Raw genomic sequence first — 18,264 nt, 5'->3', positions numbered from 1 at the left:
CTTGCTTTTTACTTGGGAGTTTCATGCAATGAGCGACAAACAGACACGGATGCTGGATTTTCTGTCGCAGACACCGGCCTGGGTTACCGCCGGCGAGCTTGCCGACCTCCTGGGCGTCACGCCCCGAACCGTGCGCAGCTACGTCACGAACCTGAAACTGGCAGCCGGGCCGCTCGAGATCATCGAGTCGGGGCCGGCCGGGTACCGGCTGGACCTCGAGGCGTTCGCCGTGTTCCGCGCCAGGGGGCGCATTCACTCGGACGAAGCCGAGACCCCGACGGATCGCCTTTACGCTTTGGTGCGCCGGCTCACGGAGTCCCACGAGGGGCTCGACGTCTACGCTCTGTCCGCCGAGCTGTTCGTCAGCGACTCCACGATCGACTCCGACCTGACCAAGGTGCGGCAGCTACTGCCCGCCACCGGGCTCACGCTCACCCGCCACGGCAGCGTGGTCACGCTCGCCGGCTCCGAGACCGACCGGCGGAGGCTGCTCAGCCGGCTGTTCCGCGAGGAGAGTTCGCGCGGTCTGCTCGAACTCGAGGCGATCCAGCGCGAGTTCGCCTCCGAGAGCCTCGGAGAGTTCAAGACGGATCTGATCGCGATGCTCGACTCGCAGGGGTATTTCGTCAACGAGTACGGCACCAACGACGTTCTACTCCATGTCGCCATCGCCATCGACCGGGTCACGAGGCGCACCTCCCCCGTGGTGGCCGAGACCGCGGCATCCGTCGGCTCCCCCGACGCGATGACCCTCGCCCTCTCCGGGCTGATCGTGCGCCACTTCCACGTCGAACTGGGTGTCGGTGACCTCGACTACATCGCACTCCTGCTCAAGACCCGGGTGATCACACCCGGGCAGGACCAGCCGGCGCAGGTTCTGATCGAGAGCTTCGTCCGCCCCGAAGATCTCGACGCCGTGCGCCGGATCGTCGGCCAGGCCGGGGACGAGTTCCTGCTGGACCTCGCGGAGGAGAACTTCATCGTGAGGCTCACGCTGCACGTGCGCAACCTGATCAACCGGGCGACAGACCGCTCGTACTCGCACAACCCGCTCACCAGGTCGATCAAGACGTCCTACCCGATGATCTATGAGGTCGCCGTCTACATCGCCAGCCAGTTGCAGCGGCAGGAACAGATCGTGATCAACGACGATGAGATCGCGTACATCGCGATGCACGTCGGTGCCCACCTTCAGCAGCAGTCCCGGCGCGAGGACCTGGTCACGTGCGCTCTGATCTGCCCGAACTATTACGACATGCACGTGCTGCTGCGCGAACGGATCGAGCGGGTCCTCGGTGACGAGCTCGAAGTTGTGTCGGTGGTAACCCGCAGCGACGTCGACTGGAAGGCCCTGGATGCGAAACTCGTGCTCTCCACCATCGAACCGCAGTCGCCGGCCGAGGCCGTCATCGTGATCCAGCCGTTCCTGACCGAGGCCGACATCGACCGCGTGCGGAAGGCCGCCAGCCGCATCCGCCGTCTTCGGCGTCGCGCCGCTCTCAAGGACGAGCTGCTGCAATTCTTCGACGAGTCCCTGTTCGCGCACAACTTCCACGCCGCTGACGAGACCGCGATGATCCGCGCTCTCGGCGAACGGATGATCGCACACGGCGATATCGACGAGAGCTACATCGACGGCGCGATCGAGCGCGAGCTCATGTCGTCGACGGCGTTCACGGACAACGTGGCGGTGCCGCACTCGATGTCGATGACGGCAATCCGTACCTCGATCGCCGTCGTGATCAACGACACACCCATGGCGTGGGGCGAGAACCGCGTCAACGTGGTGGCGATGGTCGCTTTCAGCGCCGCCGGGCGCAAGAGCTTCCAGACCGTCTTCGACCAGTTCGTGGAGGTCTTCTCAGACCGGGCCGACGTGCAGCGGCTGGTCAAGCGGTCGGTGGACTTCGCATCCTTCATCGACGAGCTCGTGCACCTGATGGACCAGTAGGCCACCGGTCGGGCTACTTCTTCGTTTCAGCCCAGTCACGCGTCTTGTACGCATAGATCGCGGCATCGAGCGCTTCGTCGCCGTTCTGCGAGGCGAAGACGGTCTCCTCCAGCAGGGCGATGCCGACCCCGGCGTGCACGGCCTGAAGGCGGATCTTCTCAAACCTGGGTGCCAGGTGGGGACCCACTAGAAGCACGTCGACCGGGCCGAGGGAGGCCGGCAGATCCGATTCGCTCCCCGCGAAGACGTGGACATCCAGGCCGCGGGCCGCGGCGGTGTGCCGAACCCGATGTGCAACAAAGGCACTGGAGGCGCCAGCACCGCAGACGATGAGAATCTTCATGGAATCGCTCTTTCCCTGAGCCGCGACGGACGGTTTGCCCTCTCCTCCATCCTCCCGCCTCCGGAGTCCCGGAGAGACCAGATCCCCGCCCCCGAGCGCGGCTGGTTCGGGCCGTGTGTGGCTCCGGGAGCGGGTTCCGATTGCCGCGGGTGAGGGGCGATCGCGGGTGGCGGGTGAGTGGCGATTGGTCCATTTCTCGGACAGGCGAGAAGTTGACCGCAGCGCGGGGTGGATGCGCGCTGCAACCGCCGTCTCGTACGAGCCCGGAGCCCGGGGTCGACTCACCCCGAACGAATTCGACGGAGATTCTGCCCAAAAAACCGCTTTCGGGCACGAAAACGGGTGTTTGACCCAAAATCTCCGTCGAATTGGTTTGGCATCGGGCACGGCATTTCGCGTGCGGAACGGCGTCCACGCAGTGCGGTGAGATCCGACGTTCCGTGTGCGGCTGGTTCGGGCCGTGTGCGACTACGGGAGCGGAACGGGCGTGATGCCGAGCGGGGCCAGCCCCGCAGCGCCGCCGTCGGCGGCGGTGAGCACCCAGATGCCGTCCTTGTGCACGGCCACGCTGTGCTCCCAGTGCGCGGCGGCCAGGCCGTCGCTGGTGGCGACGGTCCAGTCGTCGTCGCGCACGAACGTCTCGATGGACCCCATGACGACCATGGGCTCGATCGCGATCACGAGACCGGGCTTCACGTCCGGACCCTTCTGGCGAACGCGATAGTTGAACACGGGCGGGGCCTCGTGCATGGACCGGCCGATGCCGTGACCGACATAGTCGGTGAGGATTCCGTAGTCCCCCTGAGACTCGACGTAGTCCTCGATGGCATCGCCGACCTCGTTGAGGTGACGCGCCACCGCGAGCCGGGCGATCCCGTGCCACAGCGACTGCTCCGTGACGTGCGACAGTTTCTCGCGCTCGGCGACGACCTCGGGCCGGGCCGGGTCCGGAATCACGAAGGAGAAGGCCGCGTCGCCGTTCCAGCCGTCGATGATGGCACCGCTGTCGATCGACACGATGTCGCCGGCGGCGAGCACGCGAGCCCCCGGGATGCCGTGCACGACATCCTCGTTGACGGACGCGCAGACCGTGTGGTGGTAGCCCTGCTCCAGCTTGAAGTTCGGCAGGCCGCCTCGAGCCACGATGGCCGCCTCGGCGGCCGCGTCGAGCTCGAGGGTGGTCGCACCGACCCGGATGGCCGCCCGGGCCGCATCCAGGGATGCGGCCGTGGCCAGTCCGGGCGCGATCATCAACCGCATCTGCGCCGGCGACTTGTAGATGGATCGTCGAAGGCTCATGGTGAAGATCTCTGCAAACTGCTGAGGACGCGCACGCTGGGCGTGCACGACCGGGTTAGGAGGCGCTGGCTGCGTCTCCGCTGGTGACGGGCACGCTGGTGACGGGCACGCTAGTGACGGGCACGCTAGTGACGGGCACGCTAGTGACGGGCACGCTAGTGACGGGCACGCTGGTGACGGGCACGCTGGTGACGGGCACGGAGAGTCCGCGCCCGGTCAGCGCCGCAAGGATGCGCCCGGTCACTTCGTCGACGGCGCCGAGGCCGTCGACCGTGACCACGAGACCGCGGGAGGAGTAAACGTCGATCAGAGGAGATGTCTGCTCCTCGTAGACGGAGAGGCGGTGCCGGATGACGTCAGCGGTGTCGTCCGCACGCCCCTGCTCGGCGGCACGCTTGAGGAGTCGGGCGACGACCTCTTCGGTGTCGGCGACGATCAGCACGACGGCGTCGAGTCCGTCACCGTCGGCCTCCAGCAACCGGTCCAGTTCCAGAACCTGCTCCTGCGTGCGCGGGTAGCCGTCCAGCAGGAATCCCCCGGTGGCGTCGGGCTGCTGCAACCGATCGGACACGATCGCGTTGGTGAGGGAATCGGGCACGTACGCGCCGGCATCCATGAACGCCTTGACTTGAAGACCCAGCTCGGTGTCGTTCTTCACGTTGAAGCGGAAGATGTCACCGGTGGAGATGGCCGGAACGTCGAAGGCCTCGGACAGGCGCTCGGCCTGAGTTCCCTTGCCCGCGCCGGGCGGGCCGATCAGCAGCAAACGGGTCATCGGAGAAGCCCTTCGTAGTGGCGCTGCTGGAGTTGCGCGTCGATCTGTTTGACCGTCTCGAGTCCGACACCGACCACGATCAGGATGCTGGCGCCACCGAACGGGAAGTTCTGGTCGGCTCCGATCGCGGAGAACGCGATCAGCGGCAGCAGGGCGATCAGGCCCAGGTACAGGGCACCGGGCAGCGTCACCCGGGTGAGAACGAAGTCCAGGTACTCGGCGGTCGGACGACCGGCACGGATGCCCGGGATGAATCCGCCGTACTTCTTCATGTTGTCGGCGACCTCTTCGGGGTTGAAGGTGATCGCGACATAGAAGTAGGTGAATCCGACGATGAGGAGGAAGTACAGCGCCATGTAGAGCGGATCGTTGCCCTGCGTGAGGTTGTTGGTGACCCAGGTGACCCACGCTGCCGGCGCCTGTCCGGCCGCCGGCTGGTTGAACTGCGCGATCAGGGCCGGAAGGTACAGCAGTGACGACGCGAAAATGACGGGCACGACGCCGGCCATGTTCACCTTGATCGGGATGTACGTGTTGTTCCCGCCGTAGGTGCGGCGTCCGACCATCCGTTTGGCGTACTGCACCGGGATGCGACGCTGGGACTGCTCGACGAAGACCACCGCGGCGACCACGACCAGACCGACCGCGATCACAATCATGAGGATGTCGAGGCCCTTCTGCTGCCCGATGGAGGCCAGCGATCCCGGAAAGAGGGCTGCGATCGAGGTGAAGATCAACAGTGACATGCCGTTGCCGATGCCGCGCTCGGTGATGAGCTCACCCATCCACATGATCAGGCCAGTACCGGCGGTCATGGTGATGACCATGAGCATGATGGCGTACCAGGCGTCGTTGGTGAGCAGCTGCGAGCACTCGGCGCTGGCGGACGTGCCGTAGAGCGCTCCGCTGCGGGCCACCGTGATCAGCGTCGTCGACTGAAGGATCGCGAGGGCGATGGTGAGGTACCGAGTGTACTGGGTGAGCGTGCCCTGTCCGGACGCGCCTTCCTTGTGCAGTGTCTCAAAATGTGGGATGACCACGCGCAGGAGCTGCACGATGATCGAGGCCGTGATGTACGGCATGATGCCGAGCGCGAAGACCGACAGTTGCAGCAGCGCGCCGCCGCTGAAGAGGTTGACGAGCTCATAGAGGCCGCTGGCGTCCTGGTTCGCCGCCAGACACGATTGAACGTTTCCGAAGTCGACGAAGGGGGCAGGGATGAACGAGCCCAGTCGGAACAGGGCAACGATACCCAAGCTGAACCCGATTTTCCTGCGCAGGTCGGGTGTGCGGAATATCCGCGCGATGGCGCTGAACACAATGCCTCCAGTTAATAACGTGAAAAACGAGCTTGTCGAGACCAGCATCGAAAGATTTCGATTGGTGGCCTCGACAAGCTCGCTCAGCGTCTGCGGACTTACTTGATTGAGCCACCCGCAGCGACGATCTTCTGCTCTGCTGAGCCGGAGACCTTATCCACTGCAATGTTCAGCTTAACCGCAATGTCACCATTGCCGAGAACCTTGACCTTCTCGTTGTCGCGAACGGCACCCTTGGCGACCAGGTCGGCGATGGTTACATCGCCGCCGTTCGGGTAAAGCTCGGCGAGCTTCTCGAGGTTGACGACCTGGTACTCGACGCGGAACGGGTTCTTGAACCCGCGCAGCTTCGGAGTACGCATGTGCAGCGGCATCTGGCCACCCTCAAACCCGATGCGCACGTTGTAGCGCGCCTTCGTACCCTTGGTTCCACGGCCGGCGGTCTTACCCTTGGATCCTTCACCACGACCGACACGCATGCGCGACTTCTTGGCTCCGGGGGCGGGGCGAAGGTGGTGAACCTTCAGAACCTGCTCGCGCTTCTCTGTCGGAGCAGCCTTCACTCCGACCTTGGCGGAGGCAGCCTTTTTGGGGGCTGCCTTCTGTGCAGTGGCGGGCTTGGCGGCTGCCGTGGCAGCTTCCTTCTCGTCAGCCATTAGTCAATCTCCTCGACCTTTACAAGGTGAGCAACGGTGTTGACGTAGCCACGGTTCTGCGAGTTGTCCTCGCGAATCGTGACTGCGCCAATGCGCTTGAGACCCAGGCTGCGAAGCGTGTCGCGCTGGTTCTGCTTCTCACTAATTTTGGACTTGATCTGTGTCACTTTGAGGCGAGCCATCAGGCACCTGCCTTTGCTGCAGCTGCAGCTGCTGCTGCGGCGGCGTCGGCACGCAGGAAGCGCGCCGGAGCGACGTCTTCGTACGCGAGGCCACGACGAGCCGCAACTGCACGCGGCTCTTCGAGCTGGTGCAGGGCCTCGACCGTGGCGTGAACGATGTTGATGGTGTTCGACGAACCGAGCGACTTGCTGAGGACATCGTGGATGCCCGCGCACTCGAGAACGGCGCGCACCGGACCACCGGCGATAACGCCGGTGCCGGCGGCGGCGGGACGCAGCAGGACGACGCCGGCTGCGGCTTCACCCTGCACGGGGTGCGGGATCGTCAGACCGACGCGGGGAACGCGGAAGAAGTTCTTCTTCGCTTCTTCGACGCCCTTGGAAATGGCGGTCGGCACCTCGCGGGCCTTGCCATATCCAACGCCGACGAGGCCGTTTCCGTCACCGACGACGACGAGAGCGGTGAAGCTGAAGCGACGACCACCCTTCACCACCTTGGAAACGCGGTTGATGGTGACGACGCGCTCCAGGAACTGGCTCTTGTCGGCATCGCGGCTTCCGCGGTCCTTGTTCGGGTTGCGCTCACGACCGCCACGACGAGCCTCACGAGGCTCGTTCTGGGCAGGTGCCGTTGAGGCAGCGGTTTCGACGGGTGCCTCTGCGGCCACCACGGTCTCCTTGGTTGCTGTGCTAGCGGTTTCAGTGCTCACAGGTTCAATCCACCCTCTCGAGCTCCATCGGCGATCGCAGCGACGCGTCCTGCGTACTTGCTTCCGCCACGGTCAAATACGACAGCGTCGATGCCGGCGGCCTTCGCACGCTCGGCGACGAGTTCGCCGACCTTGCGGGCCTTGGCGGTCTTGTCACCATCGAAGGTGCGCAGACCGTCTTCGAGCGTGGACGCCGAAGCAAGGGTGAAACCCTTGCTGTCATCGACGACCTGCACGAACACGTGGCGAGCCGAACGGGTCACGACGAGACGCGGACGAAGCGCGGTCCCCTCGATCTTTTTGCGAAGACGTGCATGCCTGCGTCCGCGGGCAGCGGCCTTGCTCTTACCTCTAGTTCCGAGACCCATGGTTATTTACCACTCTTTCCGGCCTTGCGGCGAACAATCTCGCCGGCGTAACGCACACCCTTGCCCTTATAGGGCTCCGGCTTGCGAATCTTACGGATGTTGGCGGCGACCTCGCCGACAGCCTGCTTGTCGATGCCACCGACCGTGAGGCGGTTGACGCTCTCCACGGTGAGGGTGATGCCGGCAGGTGCCTCGACGAGGACCGGGTGCGAGAAGCCGAGGGCGAACTCGATCGAGCTGCCCTTCTGGGCGACGCGGTAACCGGTACCGACGATCTCGAGAGACTTGGTGTAACCCACCGTCACCCCGATGATCTGGTTTGCGATCAGCGTGCGAGTCAGTCCGTGCAGCGAACGCGAGTTGCGCTCGTCGTTCGGGCGTGTGACGACGACGTGGCCGTCCTCGATCTTGACCTCGATGGGGTTCGCGACGGTGAGCGCGAGCTCGCCCTTCGGACCCTTGACGTTGACGCGCTGGCCTTCAGTGGCGACCGTGACATCCGCGGGAATCGGGATGGGAAGTCTTCCAATACGTGACATTGTCGGCTACCACACGTAGGCGAGAACTTCTCCGCCTACGCCCTTCTTCTCAGCCTGGCGGTCGGTGAGCAGACCGCTGGAGGTGGACAGGATGGCAACGCCGAGACCACCGAGAACGGTGGGGATTTCGGTCGACTTCGCGTACACGCGCAGGCCGGGCTTGGAAACCCGCTTGATGCCGACGATGGAACGCTCGCGGTTCGGACCGAACTTGAGGTTGAGCGTGAGGGTCTTGCCGACCACTGCATCCTTGACATCCCACGCCGAGATGTAACCCTGGGCCTTGAGAATGTCTGCGATGTTCGCTTTGAGCTTGCTGTGCGGCATGGACACGGTGTCGTGGAACGCCGAGTTAGCGTTGCGCAGTCTGGTCAGCATGTCTGCGACCGGATCTGTCATTGTCATTTGTGGTGCCTTTCTCGCCTGGTTTCGTTCATCCGTTACACGGGTGACGACCTTGGTCGTGGTGGGGCTGGACGGTTGTCCAGCCCCGGATTTGTACTACAAGAGCCAAAGAGCTACTTTACTTGGTGTTTTCGGCCGTCTTGAACGGGAAGCCCAGCGCCTTGAGCAGCGCGCGGCCTTCTTCGTTGTTCTTGGCCGTCGTCACAACCGTGATATCCATACCGCGGATACGGTCGATCCGGTCCTGGTCGATCTCGTGGAACATGACCTGCTCGGTGAGACCGAAGGTGTAGTTACCGCTGCCATCGAACTGCTTGTCGCTCAGACCACGGAAGTCGCGGATGCGCGGAAGCGCCAGGCTCAGGAGCCGGTCGAGGAACTCCCACATGCGGTCGCCACGAAGTGTGACGTGCGTGCCGATGGGCTGTCCTTCACGCAGTTTGAACTGCGCGATCGACTTACGGGCCTTGGTGACCTGCGGCTTCTGACCGGTGATCTTGGTGAGGTCGGAGACGGCGCCATCCATGATCTTGCCGTCGCGTGCTGCCTCGCCGACACCCATGTTCACAACGATCTTGACCAGGTTCGGAATCTGGTGAACGTTGGTGAAGCCGAGGTCCTTGCTGAGCTGGGCCATGATCTCATCGCGGTACTTCTGCTTGAGACGCGGCAGGGCGGCCTCAACGGGCGCTTCTGCTGCTGCAACTGAAGTGTCGGTCATCAGAGGTCCTTCCCTGACTTCTTGGCGTAACGGATGCGGACCGTCTTGGTGACGCCGTCCTTCGTTACTTCTTCGAGGCGGAATCCGACGCGAGTCGGCTTCTTGGTCTCCGGGTCGACGAGGGCCACGTTGGACACGTGAATCGGCGCCTCCATGGTCTCGATGCCGCCGGTCTTGGTGCCGCGCTGGGTCTGGCCCACGCGAACGTGCTTGGTGACGAAGTTGATGCCCTCAACGAGGACCCTGTTCTTCTCCACCAGGATGGCAATGACCTTGCCCTGCTTGCCACGGTCTCCGCCGCGGGCCTGGGTGCGGCCGGTGATGACCTCTACGAGGTCACCCTTTTTGAGTCTGGCCATGATTTAGATAACCTCCGGTGCCAGCGAGATGATCTTCATGAACTTCTTGTCGCGAAGCTCGCGACCGACCGGTCCGAAGATTCGGGTGCCGCGGGGGTCACCTTCGTTCTTCAAAATCACTGCGGCGTTCTCATCGAACTTGATGTACGAACCGTCTGAACGACGGGTCTGCTTTTTGACGCGAACGACGACGGCCTTGACGACGTCGCCCTTCTTGACGTTGCCGCCCGGGATCGCGTCCTTGACCGTGGCGACGATGGTGTCGCCGAGGCCTGCGTAGCGACGGCCGGAGCCGCCGAGCACGCGAATGGTCAACAGCTCCTTGGCACCCGTGTTGTCGGCAACCTTGAGTCGTGATTCTTGCTGAAGCACTTTTTATACCCTTCTATCAAGTAAGCGCGAGGCTTACTTGGCCTTCTCGAGGATCTCGACCAGGCGCCAGCGCTTGGAAGCGCTGAGCGGACGGGTCTCACTGATCAGGACCAGGTCGCCGACGCCGGCGATGTTCGCCTCGTCGTGAGCCTTCAGCTTGGACGTACGGCGGATGACCTTGCCGTACAGGGGGTGCTTCACGCGGTCTTCGACCTCGACAACGATGGTCTTGTCCATCTTGTCGCTGGTCACGTAACCACGCAGCGTCTTGCGGTAGCCGCGAACGAGAGCCTCAGCCTCGGCAGCGACGACCTTTTCGTCAGTCTTCGCCATGACTAGGCCTCCTTCGTCTGGGCGGCGTCGGCCGCAGCGGAGTCGTCAACGGACTCCACTGCAGGCTTGGCCTTCTTGGTCTTCTTCTCAGCCTTGGCCGGAGCCTCGACTGGTGCGGGAGTCGGACGAATGCCCAACTCGCGCTCACGGAGAACCGTGTAGATGCGAGCGATGTCGCGCTTGACCGCGCGGAGGCGGCCGTGGCTCTCGAGCTGGCCGGTGGCCGACTGGAAGCGAAGGTTGAAGAGTTCTTCCTTCGCTTTCTTCAGCTCATCGAACAACCGCTCGTTTTCAAAAGTGTCGAGCTCGACTGAGGCGAGCTCCTTGGATCCGATCGCCATTATGCGTCGCCCTCCTCGCGCTTGATGATGCGTGCCTTCAAGGGCAGTTTATGGATAGCGCGGGTCAGCGCTTCCTTTGCGACGATGTCAGTGACACCGCTGAGTTCGAAAAGCACGCGACCGGGCTTGACGTTGGCAACCCACCACTCGACGGAACCCTTACCGGAACCCATGCGGGTTTCGGCCGGCTTCTTGGTGAGCGGGCGGTCCGGGTAGATGTTGATCCAGACCTTGCCGCCGCGCTTCATGTGACGGGTGATCGCGATACGAGCGGACTCGATCTGACGGTTGGTCACATAGGCGGGCGTGAGGGCCTGGATGCCGTACTCACCGAACGACAGCTCGGTACCACCGGTTGCGTGGCCGGTACGGCCCGGGTGGTGCTGCTTGCGGTGCTTGACTCTGCGTGGAATCAACATGGTTATGCCTCAACTCCTGCTGCAACCGGTGCCGCTGCCTCTGCGCGGGGCGCACGACGCGGTCGGTCGTCACGACGCTCGGGGCGGGTCGACTTAGCGTTGGCCTGCTCGCGAGCGAGTTCCTTGTTGGTGATGTCGCCCTTGTAGATCCAAACCTTCACGCCGATGCGGCCGAAGGTGGTCTTGGCTTCGTAGAACCCGTAGTCGATGTTCGCGCGCAGAGTGTGCAGGGGCACACGGCCTTCGCGGTAGAACTCCGAACGGCTCATTTCGGCGCCACCCAGGCGACCGGAGACCTGGATGCGAACACCCTTGGCACCGGCGCGCTGGGCACCCTGCAGGCCCTTACGCATCGCGCGGCGGAATGCCACGCGAGCGGAGAGCTGCTCGGCGATGCCCTGAGCGACCAGCTGAGCGTCGACCTCGGGGTTCTTCACCTCGAGGATGTTCAGCTGGATCTGCTTGGCGGTGAGCTTCTCGAGGTCGGAGCGAATGCGCTCAGCCTCCGCGCCGCGGCGACCGATCACAATGCCCGGACGGGCGGTGTGGATGTCGACGCGAACGCGGTCACGAGTGCGCTCGATCTCGATGCGGGACACGCCGGCGCGGTCGAGACTGGTGCTCAACAGGCGGCGGATCTTGACGTCTTCAGCGACGAAGTCGCTGTAACGCTGGCCCGGCTTCGTGCTGTCAGAGAACCAACGCGACACGTGGTCGGTCGTGATTCCCAGACGGAAGCCATAGGGGTTTACTTTCTGACCCATTACTTCGTACCCTCCTCAGGAGTGGCGAGCACAACCGTGATGTGGCTCGTGCGCTTCTTGATCTGGAATGCGCGACCCTGTGCACGGGCCTGGAAACGCTTGAGGGTCGTACCCTCGTCAACGAACGCCTGGCTGACGAACAGGTCCTGCTCGTCGAGGAAGGTGTTGGCTGCATCAGCCTTGACTCGCGCGTTGGCGATTGCCGAGGCAACCAGCTTGTACACCGGGTCGCTCGCGCCCTGCGGCGCAAACTTCAGAATTCCCAGGGCCTCGAAGGCCTGCTTGCCGCGGATCAGGTTGACAACGCGACGAGCCTTCTGGGGGGTAACGCGGATGTGACGCACGCGTGCGATCGACTCCACCATTTCTTATCCTCCTTCACGTCCCCGCGTTAGCGGCGACGGCCCTTCTTGTCGTCCTTCACGTGTCCACGGAAGGTGCGGGTGGGCGCAAACTCGCCGAGCTTATGCCCGACCATGCTCTCGGTGACGAACACCGGGATGTGCTTGCGTCCGTCGTGCACGGCGATGGTGTGCCCGAGCATGCCGGGGATGATCATCGAACGGCGCGACCAGGTCTTGATTACGTTCTTGCTGCTGGCTTCGTTCGCCTTGACAACCTTGCGAAGCAGGTGGTCGTCAACGAACGGGCCTTTCTTGAGACTGCGTGGCATCGTCTACTCCTACTTACGCTTCTTGCCGACGGTACGGCGACGAACGATGAGCTTGTCGCTTTCCTTGTTCGGGTGGCGGGTACGCCCTTCTTTCTGGCCCCAAGGGCTGACGGGGTGACGTCCACCGGACGTCTTACCCTCACCACCACCGTGCGGGTGGTCAACCGGGTTCATGGCGACACCACGAACGGTCGGGCGAACGCCTTTCCAGCGCATCCGGCCGGCCTTACCCCAGTTGATGTTCGACTGCTCGGCGTTGCCGACCTCGCCGATCGTGGCGCGGCAGCGGGCGTCGACGTTGCGGATTTCTCCGGACGGCAGGCGCAGCTGGGCGTAGATGCCATCCTTCGCAACGAGGCGAACGGATGATCCGGCGGAGCGGGCCATCTTGGCGCCACCGCCCGGACGCAGTTCGACCGCGTGGATGATGGTACCGGTCGGGATGTTCTTCAGCGGCAGGTTGTTGCCGGGCTTGATGTCAGCGCCGGCGCCCGACTCTACGATGTCGCCCTGGTTCAGCTTGTTCGGGGCGATGATGTAGCGCTTGGAGCCGTCCATGAAGTGCAGGAGCGCGATGCGCGCCGTGCGGTTGGGGTCGTACTCGATGTGAGCAACCTTGGCGTTGACGCCGTCCTTGTCGTTACGACGGAAGTCGATCAGACGGTACTGGCGCTTGTGTCCACCACCGATGTGACGGGTGGTGATGCGACCCTGGTTGTTACGGCCACCGGTCTTGGACAGGGGGCGAAGCAGGGACTTCTCCGGCGTGGAGCGGGTGATCTCTGCGAAGTCTGCAACAGATGAACCGCGACGACCGGGAGTCGTGGGCTTGAACTTACGAATAGCCATTTCTTATTCCTCTAGTCCGCGCCGCTTAGCCGACGGCCGTGAAGATGTCAATGGAACCGGACTTGAGCGTGACGATGGCACGCTTGGTGTCCTTGCGCTTGCCCTGACCGAACTTCGTGCGACGCGTCTTGCCGATGCGGTTCATGGTGTTGATCGAAGCGACCTCCACCTTGAAGATCTTTTCGATCGCAAGCTTGATTTCGGTCTTGTTCGAGCGCGGGTCCACGATGAAGGTGTACTTGCCTTCGTCGATCAGGCCATAGCTCTTCTCAGAGACGACCGGAGCGATGATGACGTCGCGGGGATCCTTGTTGATCGGGGTAGCCATTATGCGGACACCTCTTCCTTCTTGGTCTTGCTCGCCACGAACGCGTCGAACGCGCCCTTGGTGAAGACGATGTCGTCGCTGACGAGAACGTCATAGGCATTCAGCTGGTCCCACGGCAGAACGTGCACCGTCGGCAGGTTGCGGATGCTGCGCAGCGTCAGTTCGTCGGTGCGCTCCAGGACGACCAGCACATGCTTGCTGCTGGCGATCTGGCTGAGCAGCTCGATGGCGCCCTTGGTGCTGGGCGTCTCGGCGCTGAAGAGTGCGGTCACGACGTGCAGGCGGTCGCCACGGGCGCGGTCGGAAAGGGATCCACGCAGTGCTGCCGCGATCATCTTCTTGGGGGTGCGCTGTTCGTAGTTACGCGGGGTCGGTCCGTGGACGATTCCACCACCGGTCATCTGAGGGGCGCGGATCGAGCCCTGACGAGCGCGACCGGTTCCCTTCTGCTTGAACGGCTTGCGGCCGGAACCGGAAACCTCGCCACGACGCTTGGTCTTGTGAGTTCCCTGACGTGCGGCAGCGAGCTGCGCGACGACGACCTGGTGGATCAACGGGACGTTGGTCTGAACGTCAAAGATTTCGGCGGGCAACTCGACGGAGCCGGCCTTCTTACCCTTGGCGTCGATGAGATCGAGTGAGGTAGTCATACGACTAGGCTCCCTTCACTGCATTGCGGACGAATACGAGGCGGCCCTTGGCGCCGGGAACGGCACCCTTGACCAGCAGGAGGCCCTTCTCGGCATCCACGGCGTGAACCTTGAGGTTCAGCACGGTGACGCGCTCGCCACCCATACGACCGGCCATGCGCATGCCCTTGAAGACACGGCTCGGGGTCGAGGAAGCACCGATGGAACCAGGCTTGCGGTGGTTGCGGTGCGAACCGTGAGAGGAGGAAACACCCTTGAAGTTGTGACGCTTCATAACACCGGCGAAACCCTTGCCCTTGCTGGTGCCCATGACGTCGACCTTGGTACCGGCAGCGAACACACCGTCAACGGTGAGCTCCTGACCCAGGGTGTAGTCAGCGGCATCCGCAGTGCGGAGCTCGGTGAGGTGGCGGCGAGGCGTGACGCCTGCCTTTTCGAAGTGTCCGGCGGAAGGCTTGTTGACCTTGCGCGGATCGATGGCCCCGGCAGCGATCTGGACGCCGGCGTAACCGTCGATGTCCTTGCTGCGGATCTGGGTGACAACGTTGGGCGAGATTTCGATGACGGTGACGGGAACGAGCTTGTTGTTCTCATCCCACACCTGCGTCATGCCGAGCTTCTTGCCGAGGAGACCCTTGGTGGTCTTGGTATCTGAGTAAGACATCGCGGGCCCTAGAGCTTGATCTCGATGTTGACGTCGGCCGGCAGGTCGAGACGCATGAGCGAGTCGACAGCCTTCGGGGTCGGGTCAATGATGTCGATCAGACGCTTGTGGGTGCGCATTTCAAAGTGCTCCCGGCTGTCCTTGTACTTGTGAGGGGAACGGATGACACACACCACGTTCTTCTCGGTCGGAAGCGGCACGGGGCCGACGACAGTCGCACCCGCGCGGGTCACTGTGTCGACGATCTTGCGCGCCGAGATGTCGATGACCTCGTGGTCATACGACTTAAGTCGAATGCGGATTTTCTGTCCCGCCATGTCGAACTCGCTTTCTTGTCAAGGCTTCGTACATCCCGAGGGGCTGCATTGGACGCCGTAGTAGCACTGCTGCTGTCGCACCACTGTTCATCTGTCAATTTCGGCAGGGCCGCGGAGCGGTCATGCCGAGCCAACCCGCTTCTCCACACTCGCGCGTGGGGGAAGGCATGGATTTACCCAGCTGTCCCGGCTGTTGGTTTGAGCTATGTTCTGCTACCCGCGGCCTAACTGTGCACCTGGCGCCTTTTACGGCGAACGGCACAAGCTATGCACTGCCTGGCAGTGATCCCGACACCGCGTGCAGCGCGGCAGTCGAAAGTGTTGAACTAGAAGAGTCTGCCACAGGGTTGGGTCATTGTGCAACCCGGGCGTGTCGCGGGCGGCGTGTCGCCACATCCGCGTCGTTCCGCGGCTCGGCCGGCTCTCGCCCCGGGCGCGTCGCCGCCGCCATTCACGCCTCGCGCGAGTGCTGCGCCGCTCCGCGCGGGGCACGCCACCAGCGCAGCGGCGCAACACCCGCGCACCACCGGCACCTCACCGAAACTGGAGTCGCGGGCGCCCGAACGGCAGCCCCAACTGCAGCAGCCGAGTGCGCAGCCGACTCTGACTCATCCCGACCGGGAAGTCCCACCGGGTGAACGCGTGCACCTGGTGCCGCACGCCACCGTCACGGCGTTTCTCGTCGCAGAACACCTCGGCGGTGGTGCGATCGCCTCGCAACACGGGGTCGAAGTATTTGCCCTTGCCGTCGGCCTCCCCCACCGAGTTCTCGTCGATCCAGTAGAAGTCCGTGAAGACGGTCTTGCCTTCGACGACGAACGGATGCTGCAGCACCGGCTCCGGAAATCCGTTCAGCGCCACGTTGACGCGGCTTCCGGACACGTTGGGGGAACCGGACAGCGTCGAAGAGAAGTCGATCACGGCCCGCGCCCGCACGGACCCGCGGAAGGGAAGCAACCCTTCCCAGGTCTCAAGCAGCCTGGCTCTGGTGGTCAGAGGCAGAATGCGCCCCCTGCGATCCACCGCAATGGAGCGGTCGGCCATGGCGACCGCGGACTTCAGATCCAGAGTGGCGGCGAGGTCGACGACCGTGCGTTCGACGCTGGTGACCAGGAGTCCGTTCACCACGGCGATATCCCGCGTGTCGAGTCCCAATGCATGCTTGCGGATACCCGGCGTCGAGCGTCCGCCGCGGGTGCGTTCGGGGAGGGACTGGACCTCGGGCGGCCAGCCGGCGAGAGTGGGGAGTCCCCACAGGACAGCCGCGGACCCGTTCGCAGGTGGCATGCCACGCGCGAACCGGCGCACGACCCGCGCCACGGTGCGCTCGGTCACCGAAGTGAGCTCGACCAGCGGTTACCTGCCGTCGGGGCCAGTGCCTCGAGCGTCGCGGTCGGTCGGACCGTCCCCGCGACCGAGGTGTTTGTCCGCCGCCGCGCGGGCATCCTTGATCTTGTCGGCGTGCTTGTTGCCGGTGACCTTGTTCGCGGCGGCGGCGCCCCCGTCGAGAATCTTGTCGGCGATCTTCTCGCCCTTCTCTGTTTTGAGGAACTCCTGCGCTTTGCGGCTGATGTCGTTGAAATTCACGGGGTGCTCCGATCTGGGGCTGTTGAGGTTCATGTCAAGGCTAGTTCCTGGGCGATTCGGGATCAACTGGCCCCGCAAGTCGGGCACGAAAAAAGGGCCGGCCCCGAAGGACCGACCCCATTTTCTGAAGGGGACTACTTGACGATCTTGGTCACCGTTCCGGCGCCAACGGTGCGGCCACCTTCACGAATGGCGAAGCCGAGGCCCTCTTCCATGGCGATCGGCTGGATCAGCGCGACGTTCATGTCGGTGGTGTCGCCGGGCATGACCATCTCGGTGCCCTCAGGCAGCGTGATGACGCCGGTGACGTCCGTGGTGCGGAAGTAGAACTGCGGGCGGTAGTTCGCGTAGAACGGGTTGTGACGCCCACCCTCATCCTTGGACAGGATGTACGCGGTGCCCTCGAAGTCGGTGTGCGGAGTGACCGAACCCGGCTTGACGACAACCTGGCCGCGCTCGACGTCTTCGCGCTTGGTGCCACGAAGAAGAAGGCCACAGTTCTCGCCGGCCCATGCCTCGTCGAGCTGCTTGTGGAACATCTCGATACCCGTGACCGTGGTCTTGATGGTCGGGCGGATGCCGACAACCTCGACCTCGGAGTTGATCTTGAGGGTTCCACGCTCGGCGCGGCCGGTGACGACGGTTCCACGACCGGTGATCGTGAAGACGTCCTCGATCGGCATCAGGAAGGGCTTGTCCTTGTCGCGGACGGGCTCCGGGAAGTAGTCGTCGACAGCCTTCATGAGCTCAAGGATGTTGCCGACCCACTTCTCGTCGCCTTCAAGCGCCTTGAGTGCGGAAACGCGCACGACGGGAGCGTTGTCGCCGTCGAAGCCCTGGGCGGAGAGGAGTTCGCGAACCTCGAGCTCAACGAGCTCGAGGATCTCTTCGTCGTCAACCATGTCGGACTTGTTCAGTGCCACGAGCAGGGACGGCACGCCGACCTGCTTCGCGAGCAGGACGTGCTCACGGGTCTGAGCCATCGGGCCGTCAGTAGCGGCAACCACAAGGATCGCCCCGTCCATCTGGGCAGCACCGGTGATCATGTTCTTGATGTAGTCAGCGTGGCCCGGTGCGTCTACGTGCGCATAGTGACGCTTTTCGGTCTCGTACTCAACGTGCGAGATGTTGATCGTGATACCGCGCTGGCGTTCTTCCGGAGCAGAGTCGATCGACGCAAAGTCGCGCTGAACGTTCGTCTTGGACGGATACGTGTCGGCAAGGACCTTGGAGATCGCTGCAGTCAGCGTGGTCTTTCCGTGGTCAACGTGACCGATCGTTCCGATGTTTACGTGCGGCTTGGTCCGCTCGAACTTGGCCTTGGCCACTGTGGGTCCTCC

General features: G+C 63.5%; 27 protein-coding genes and 1 pseudogene. 1 reads left to right on the top strand and 27 read right to left on the bottom strand.

What is annotated here, in order from left to right; translation table 11 throughout:
- Positions 1-28: 28 nt before the first annotated feature.
- Positions 29-1,951, top strand: a complete 1,923-nt coding sequence (locus tag E3O54_RS10630; protein ID WP_134342148.1) for a BglG family transcription antiterminator — start codon at positions 29-31, stop codon at positions 1,949-1,951.
- 13 nt (positions 1,952-1,964) lie between these two features.
- On the opposite strand, the gene E3O54_RS10625 is transcribed toward E3O54_RS10630, so the two are convergent.
- The 27 genes and pseudogenes from E3O54_RS10625 to tuf all read right to left on the bottom strand — a co-directional run bounded on the left by E3O54_RS10625 (position 1,965) and on the right by tuf (position 18,252).
- On the bottom strand, positions 1,965-2,294 hold the full coding sequence (locus tag E3O54_RS10625) for a PTS sugar transporter subunit IIB (RefSeq protein ID WP_104171764.1): 330 nt from the start codon (positions 2,292-2,294) through the stop codon (positions 1,965-1,967).
- Positions 2,295-2,762: 468 nt separating this feature from the next.
- Positions 2,763-3,593 carry a type I methionyl aminopeptidase gene (gene map / locus E3O54_RS10620; RefSeq protein WP_134342146.1) on the bottom strand — a complete coding sequence of 277 codons (831 nt, stop codon included), beginning with the start codon at positions 3,591-3,593 and terminating at the stop codon, positions 2,763-2,765.
- 202 nt (positions 3,594-3,795) lie between these two features.
- Positions 3,796-4,368 (bottom strand): annotated as a pseudogene (locus E3O54_RS10615) (adenylate kinase); the annotation flags it as partial.
- A complete protein-coding gene (secY, locus tag E3O54_RS10610; RefSeq protein WP_104171762.1) occupies positions 4,365-5,687 on the bottom strand; it encodes a preprotein translocase subunit SecY in 1,323 nt (440 codons plus the stop codon). The gene secY and the pseudogene E3O54_RS10615, both read right to left, overlap by 4 nt.
- A 98-nt stretch (positions 5,688-5,785) precedes the next feature.
- Positions 5,786-6,343, bottom strand: a complete 558-nt coding sequence (gene rplO, locus E3O54_RS10605; protein ID WP_134401561.1) for a 50S ribosomal protein L15 — start codon at positions 6,341-6,343, stop codon at positions 5,786-5,788.
- A complete protein-coding gene (gene rpmD, locus E3O54_RS10600; protein WP_174235710.1) occupies positions 6,343-6,525 on the bottom strand; it encodes a 50S ribosomal protein L30 in 183 nt (60 codons plus the stop codon). Before rpmD ends, rplO begins: the two co-directional genes overlap by 1 nt.
- Positions 6,525-7,235, bottom strand: coding sequence for a 30S ribosomal protein S5 (gene rpsE, locus E3O54_RS10595; protein ID WP_369827970.1), 711 nt, complete (start codon positions 7,233-7,235; stop codon positions 6,525-6,527). The genes rpmD and rpsE overlap by 1 nt, the downstream gene beginning before the upstream one ends.
- Positions 7,232-7,603, bottom strand: coding sequence for a 50S ribosomal protein L18 (gene rplR, locus E3O54_RS10590; RefSeq protein WP_134342143.1), 372 nt, complete (start codon positions 7,601-7,603; stop codon positions 7,232-7,234). Before rplR ends, rpsE begins: the two co-directional genes overlap by 4 nt.
- 2 nt (positions 7,604-7,605) lie before the next feature.
- Positions 7,606-8,142 carry a 50S ribosomal protein L6 gene (rplF, locus tag E3O54_RS10585; RefSeq protein WP_104100956.1) on the bottom strand — a complete coding sequence of 179 codons (537 nt, stop codon included), beginning with the start codon at positions 8,140-8,142 and terminating at the stop codon, positions 7,606-7,608.
- 6 nt (positions 8,143-8,148) lie between these two features.
- Entirely contained in the window at positions 8,149-8,547 is a 399-nt protein-coding gene (gene rpsH, locus E3O54_RS10580; RefSeq protein ID WP_104100957.1) for a 30S ribosomal protein S8, read from the bottom strand.
- A gap of 118 nt (positions 8,548-8,665) precedes the next feature.
- The gene (gene rplE / locus E3O54_RS10575; protein ID WP_104100958.1) at positions 8,666-9,268 is read right to left on the bottom strand and encodes a 50S ribosomal protein L5; all 603 of its coding nucleotides are present in this window, start codon (positions 9,266-9,268) and stop codon (positions 8,666-8,668) included.
- A complete protein-coding gene (rplX, locus tag E3O54_RS10570; protein ID WP_104171759.1) occupies positions 9,268-9,627 on the bottom strand; it encodes a 50S ribosomal protein L24 in 360 nt (119 codons plus the stop codon). Before rplX ends, rplE begins: the two co-directional genes overlap by 1 nt.
- A gap of 3 nt (positions 9,628-9,630) precedes the next feature.
- Complete coding sequence (gene rplN / locus E3O54_RS10565; RefSeq protein WP_104100960.1) at positions 9,631-9,999, bottom strand: 50S ribosomal protein L14; 369 nt, start codon at positions 9,997-9,999, stop codon at positions 9,631-9,633.
- A 33-nt stretch (positions 10,000-10,032) separates the two neighbouring features.
- Positions 10,033-10,332 carry a 30S ribosomal protein S17 gene (rpsQ, locus tag E3O54_RS10560; protein WP_104100961.1) on the bottom strand — a complete coding sequence of 100 codons (300 nt, stop codon included), beginning with the start codon at positions 10,330-10,332 and terminating at the stop codon, positions 10,033-10,035.
- A gap of 2 nt (positions 10,333-10,334) precedes the next feature.
- Entirely contained in the window at positions 10,335-10,673 is a 339-nt protein-coding gene (gene rpmC, locus E3O54_RS17220) for a 50S ribosomal protein L29 (RefSeq protein WP_134342141.1), read from the bottom strand.
- Positions 10,673-11,092 carry a 50S ribosomal protein L16 gene (gene rplP, locus E3O54_RS10550; protein ID WP_104100963.1) on the bottom strand — a complete coding sequence of 140 codons (420 nt, stop codon included), beginning with the start codon at positions 11,090-11,092 and terminating at the stop codon, positions 10,673-10,675. Before rplP ends, rpmC begins: the two co-directional genes overlap by 1 nt.
- A 2-nt stretch (positions 11,093-11,094) precedes the next feature.
- The gene (gene rpsC, locus E3O54_RS10545) at positions 11,095-11,856 is read right to left on the bottom strand and encodes a 30S ribosomal protein S3 (protein WP_104100964.1); all 762 of its coding nucleotides are present in this window, start codon (positions 11,854-11,856) and stop codon (positions 11,095-11,097) included.
- Positions 11,856-12,221 carry a 50S ribosomal protein L22 gene (gene rplV / locus E3O54_RS10540; RefSeq protein WP_104100965.1) on the bottom strand — a complete coding sequence of 122 codons (366 nt, stop codon included), beginning with the start codon at positions 12,219-12,221 and terminating at the stop codon, positions 11,856-11,858. The genes rpsC and rplV overlap by 1 nt, the downstream gene beginning before the upstream one ends.
- Positions 12,222-12,247: 26 nt before the next feature.
- Positions 12,248-12,529, bottom strand: coding sequence for a 30S ribosomal protein S19 (rpsS, locus tag E3O54_RS10535; RefSeq protein WP_104100966.1), 282 nt, complete (start codon positions 12,527-12,529; stop codon positions 12,248-12,250).
- A gap of 9 nt (positions 12,530-12,538) precedes the next feature.
- Positions 12,539-13,378: a 50S ribosomal protein L2 gene (gene rplB / locus E3O54_RS10530; protein ID WP_104100967.1), complete on the bottom strand. Its 840-nt coding sequence runs from the start codon at positions 13,376-13,378 to the stop codon at positions 12,539-12,541.
- 25 nt (positions 13,379-13,403) lie between these two features.
- Positions 13,404-13,706: a 50S ribosomal protein L23 gene (rplW, locus tag E3O54_RS10525; RefSeq protein WP_104100968.1), complete on the bottom strand. Its 303-nt coding sequence runs from the start codon at positions 13,704-13,706 to the stop codon at positions 13,404-13,406.
- Positions 13,706-14,356: a 50S ribosomal protein L4 gene (rplD, locus tag E3O54_RS10520; RefSeq protein ID WP_104100969.1), complete on the bottom strand. Its 651-nt coding sequence runs from the start codon at positions 14,354-14,356 to the stop codon at positions 13,706-13,708. Before rplD ends, rplW begins: the two co-directional genes overlap by 1 nt.
- A 4-nt stretch (positions 14,357-14,360) precedes the next feature.
- Positions 14,361-15,020, bottom strand: coding sequence for a 50S ribosomal protein L3 (gene rplC, locus E3O54_RS10515; protein WP_104100970.1), 660 nt, complete (start codon positions 15,018-15,020; stop codon positions 14,361-14,363).
- Positions 15,021-15,028: 8 nt separating this feature from the next.
- Entirely contained in the window at positions 15,029-15,337 is a 309-nt protein-coding gene (rpsJ, locus tag E3O54_RS10510; protein ID WP_035834607.1) for a 30S ribosomal protein S10, read from the bottom strand.
- Between the two features lie 534 nt (positions 15,338-15,871).
- Positions 15,872-16,672, bottom strand: a complete 801-nt coding sequence (locus E3O54_RS10505; protein WP_134401560.1) for a hypothetical protein — start codon at positions 16,670-16,672, stop codon at positions 15,872-15,874.
- 21 nt (positions 16,673-16,693) lie between these two features.
- Positions 16,694-16,924, bottom strand: coding sequence for an Rv0909 family putative TA system antitoxin (locus E3O54_RS10500; protein WP_134511889.1), 231 nt, complete (start codon positions 16,922-16,924; stop codon positions 16,694-16,696).
- A gap of 134 nt (positions 16,925-17,058) precedes the next feature.
- The gene (gene tuf, locus E3O54_RS10495; RefSeq protein WP_104100973.1) at positions 17,059-18,252 is read right to left on the bottom strand and encodes an elongation factor Tu; all 1,194 of its coding nucleotides are present in this window, start codon (positions 18,250-18,252) and stop codon (positions 17,059-17,061) included.
- Between the last annotated feature and the right edge of the window lie 12 nt (positions 18,253-18,264).

Source organism: Cryobacterium sp. TMT2-4 (genome assembly GCF_004402575.1).
Classification (GTDB): domain Bacteria; phylum Actinomycetota; class Actinomycetes; order Actinomycetales; family Microbacteriaceae; genus Cryobacterium; species Cryobacterium sandaracinum.
Note: the sequence above shows the minus strand (reverse complement) of the source record. Positions and strands in the feature narration are given on the sequence as shown.